Source organism: Mycobacterium sp. NPDC003449 (assembly GCF_053588415.1).
The window spans coordinates 1-2,976 of the sequence record NZ_JBSFPX010000346.1 but is presented as its reverse complement, the minus strand read 5'-3'; the positions used below and the strand labels follow the sequence as shown (position 1 = coordinate 2,976).

Annotated in this window: 3 protein-coding genes and 2 pseudogenes; 1 reads left to right on the top strand and 4 read right to left on the bottom strand. The window is 64.0% G+C overall.

Annotation, left to right across the window (positions count from 1 at the left end; genetic code table 11):
- A pseudogene (locus ACWDTP_RS38075) lies at nt 1–340 on the top strand (hypothetical protein); the annotation flags it as partial.
- A 9-nt stretch (nt 341–349) separates the two neighbouring features.
- On the opposite strand, the gene ACWDTP_RS38070 reads toward ACWDTP_RS38075, so the two are convergent.
- From ACWDTP_RS38070 to ACWDTP_RS38055, 4 genes and pseudogenes are all read right to left on the bottom strand, one after another.
- Entirely contained in the window at nt 350–757 is a 408-nt protein-coding gene (locus ACWDTP_RS38070) for a Zn-ribbon domain-containing OB-fold protein (protein WP_450028384.1), read from the bottom strand.
- A complete protein-coding gene (locus ACWDTP_RS38065) occupies nt 754–1,779 on the bottom strand; it encodes a thiolase family protein (RefSeq protein ID WP_450028383.1) in 1,026 nt (341 codons plus the stop codon). Before ACWDTP_RS38065 ends, ACWDTP_RS38070 begins: the two co-directional genes overlap by 4 nt.
- A gap of 104 nt (nt 1,780–1,883) precedes the next feature.
- Nucleotides 1,884–2,735 carry an SDR family NAD(P)-dependent oxidoreductase gene (locus tag ACWDTP_RS38060; protein ID WP_450028382.1) on the bottom strand — a complete coding sequence of 284 codons (852 nt, stop codon included), beginning with the start codon at nt 2,733–2,735 and terminating at the stop codon, nt 1,884–1,886.
- A 5-nt stretch (nt 2,736–2,740) separates the two neighbouring features.
- A pseudogene (locus ACWDTP_RS38055) lies at nt 2,741–2,976 on the bottom strand (MFS transporter); the annotation flags it as partial.

Here is a 2,976-nt window from a genome sequence, read left to right as displayed (position 1 = left end):
CGTTGCCGCGGTCGCGGCCGATCCCAGCACGGAATACGACGGTGCGGTCCTGGAAGTCACCGGACCGGAACTGCTGACCCTTGAGCAGGCGGTGGCAAAGATCGCCGCGGCGACCGGTCGGCCCTACCGCTACTACCCGGAGACGCTCGAGGAGGCGTTCAGCCGCCGCTGGAAGCTCGGCATCAGCGGGAACCAGATCGAAGCCTGGATCTCCTGGTATCAGGCCATCGCCCGGGGCGACGTCTCAGCGCTGACCGATGTGGTCAAGTCGGTGACTGGCAATCCCCCCACCCCGATCGAACGTGCCGACTGGTGGCCCGAACCGAATACGTCCTACTGACCCGACGGGCTATTGGACGCGCTTCCATTCCAGCATCGTGAACTCTGGTGTGATGGCGGTGAATACACCCTCGACGCGATCACCGATCGCGATCTCCGTGTCGCCGCCGGGGCGAATACGGCCCGGGAGCACCGGTCCGGCGTCAAGTTGAACGAGGACCACCGTGTACGGCACGGCATCGGCCAGAGCGGGATGAAGCGACTTGTGATAGGTGGTGTGGCTCCACACCGTTCCCACGGCATCGACGGGCCGCCAGGTGCCTGTCTGTCCCCAGCACTCGGGGCACCTTTCACTGGCCGGGAACCTGATGTAAGCGCACTTCTCGCAGTGCTGGAGCTCCAGCCGATTCTGCTTGAGCGCATCCCAAAATGGTTGTTCCAGAGCATCGTTGACTGCCACGATGATGTGGGTCTTCATGATGTCACCGCCAGTAGGGTCGCTGCGGCCTTGAGAAAATCGTGCGACGAACAGTCGAGTACGTAGGTGGGATCGGGTATCTGGCGGTCGCCGCACTCACCGCGGAGTTGACGCACCGCCTCGCACAGATGCAGCCAGCCCCACATGTAGCTCTCCGAGAGCTGGCCGCCGTTGGTGTTAACCGGCAACCGGCCTCCGGGCCGGGTGTTGCCCGCCTGCAGGAATGGGCCGGCCTCACCCGGATCGCAGAATCCGTAAGCTTCCAGCATCTGCAGCACCCAGACGGAGGTGGCGTCCTGAACGTAGAGCGCATCGATGTCCCGTGGACCGATGCCGGTGTTGTTCCAGAGGTCGCGGGCTGTGTCAGACAGCCAGGGTCGCATCAGGTTATCCGGGTTCTGGTACCCGCGCAGCGCTGTTCGTTCCGCCATCCCTGCGACATGGACGGGTCGTTTCGGACAGTCAACTGCCCGGTCCGCCCTGGTGAGAACCAGCGCCGCTCCGCCGTCGGACACCATGGTGAGGTCTGGGCGGCGCAGCGGCTCGGCGATGTATGGGGCTGCCAGATAGTCGTCGATCGTCAGCGGGGTGCGGAACACGCTCAGCGGGTTGAGTTGTGCCCATTCGCGTTGCGCCACCGATACCCAACCCAGTTGTTCTTCGGTGGTTCCGTAGAGATGCTGATGGCGGCGGAACGCCAGAGCTGCCGGTCCGGCCACGTGGACCAGGCCCGCGGCCGCGGAGAACTCCGCACCGCCTCCGACGGTGTTGCCGAAGTTGACCCGTTGTGAACGTTGATTGGTGCCATAGGCCAAGACGACGGTGTTGGCGAGACCGGCAGCGATGGCCATTACACCAAGGTGCAACGAGAAGTTACCGGTTCCGTAGTCGAGGGTGGCACTGTAGGCGGGGTTCATCCCGAGCAGCTGCCCCACCTGTTCGTCGATGCAGGACCGCCCGGTCAGGTTGCGACAGGTGATCAACCCGTCGACATCGTCTTTGGTGAGTCCGGCATCGTCCAAGGCAATCTTAATCGCTTCAGCGGCAATGTCATTCGCACCGCGACCCGGAAGCTCGCCTTGTCGCGTCGATCCGACTCCGACGATTGTCGTGGTCATCGCGACAGTCATTGGTTTGCTCCCCTGACCGTAGATCTTCGGTTAGATGTCGACATGGCGCCGCGCCGGGCGAAATAGCTTGCGGTGTCGGTCCAGCCTAAGAGGGCACCACCGTCGACGTCGACGGCTTGCCCGTGGATCATCGCCGCGGCATCGGATGCGAGGTAGAGCACGACATCGGCTTGATCGTCCGGCCCGGAGATCCGACCCGCCGGGATCTGTCTGCGCCTGTGCGCCAGAGTCTCACGATCGGAGACTTTTTCCAGCATTGGAGTGATCACCGGACCCGGACACACCGCATTGACGTTGATGCCGTCGGGCGCGGCCTCGTAGGCGAGGTGGCGGGTGAAGGCCACCAGCCCGGCCTTGCTCGCTGTGTAGCTCGCGCCGGAGTTGAAGCTGATCCGTTTCGCCGCGACGGAAGCGATGTTCACGACCTTGCCGTAATGCTGTTTGCGCATATGCGGCAGAACGGCTTTGGAGCACAGGAACGGCCCGGTCAAGTTCACGTCGACAACCCGCCGCCACGCCTCCTCATCGGTGTGCTCGATGGTCTCGGTCGTGGTGGTAGCCGCGTTGTTGACCAGAATGTCGACGCGGCCCAGTAGAGATCTGGCGAAATCGATGAGCGAGTGAACGTCTCGACTATCCGACACGTCCGCGGCGCGTCCCCGAACCTCTCCCCCGACGGCGGCAAGCTGGGCCGCGGCCCGCTCGGCGGCCTCTCCGTCGAGGTCGGCGACGACGACGGTGGCGCCGTGCCGCGCAAATGCCCCGGCGATGGCATGACCGATTCCGCGGGCGGCGCCGGTGACGATGGCGGTCCGGCCGTCAAACAGTCCGGCGCCCGATGAATTCACCGGATTCATCGAGCCGGGGCCGCGAACTCGTCGTCGAGGTCACGCAGGTCAATGCCCTTGGTTTCGCGGATCACGAACGAGCCGATGATCACCAGCACACCGAGCAACATGATCCACGCGTTGAACATCCAGCCCATGTCCAACGAGTTCAGCCAGGTATTGAGATACGGTGCGGTGCCGCCGAATATCGCGACCGACAGCGAGACCACGAATCCTACGGTGGTGGCGCGCACCGCGGTCG

Coding starts and splice junctions, on each gene's coding strand:
- ACWDTP_RS38070 (WP_450028384.1), bottom strand. CDS start 757: ATGAAGACCCACATCATCGTGGCAGTCAACGATGCTCTGGAACAACCA.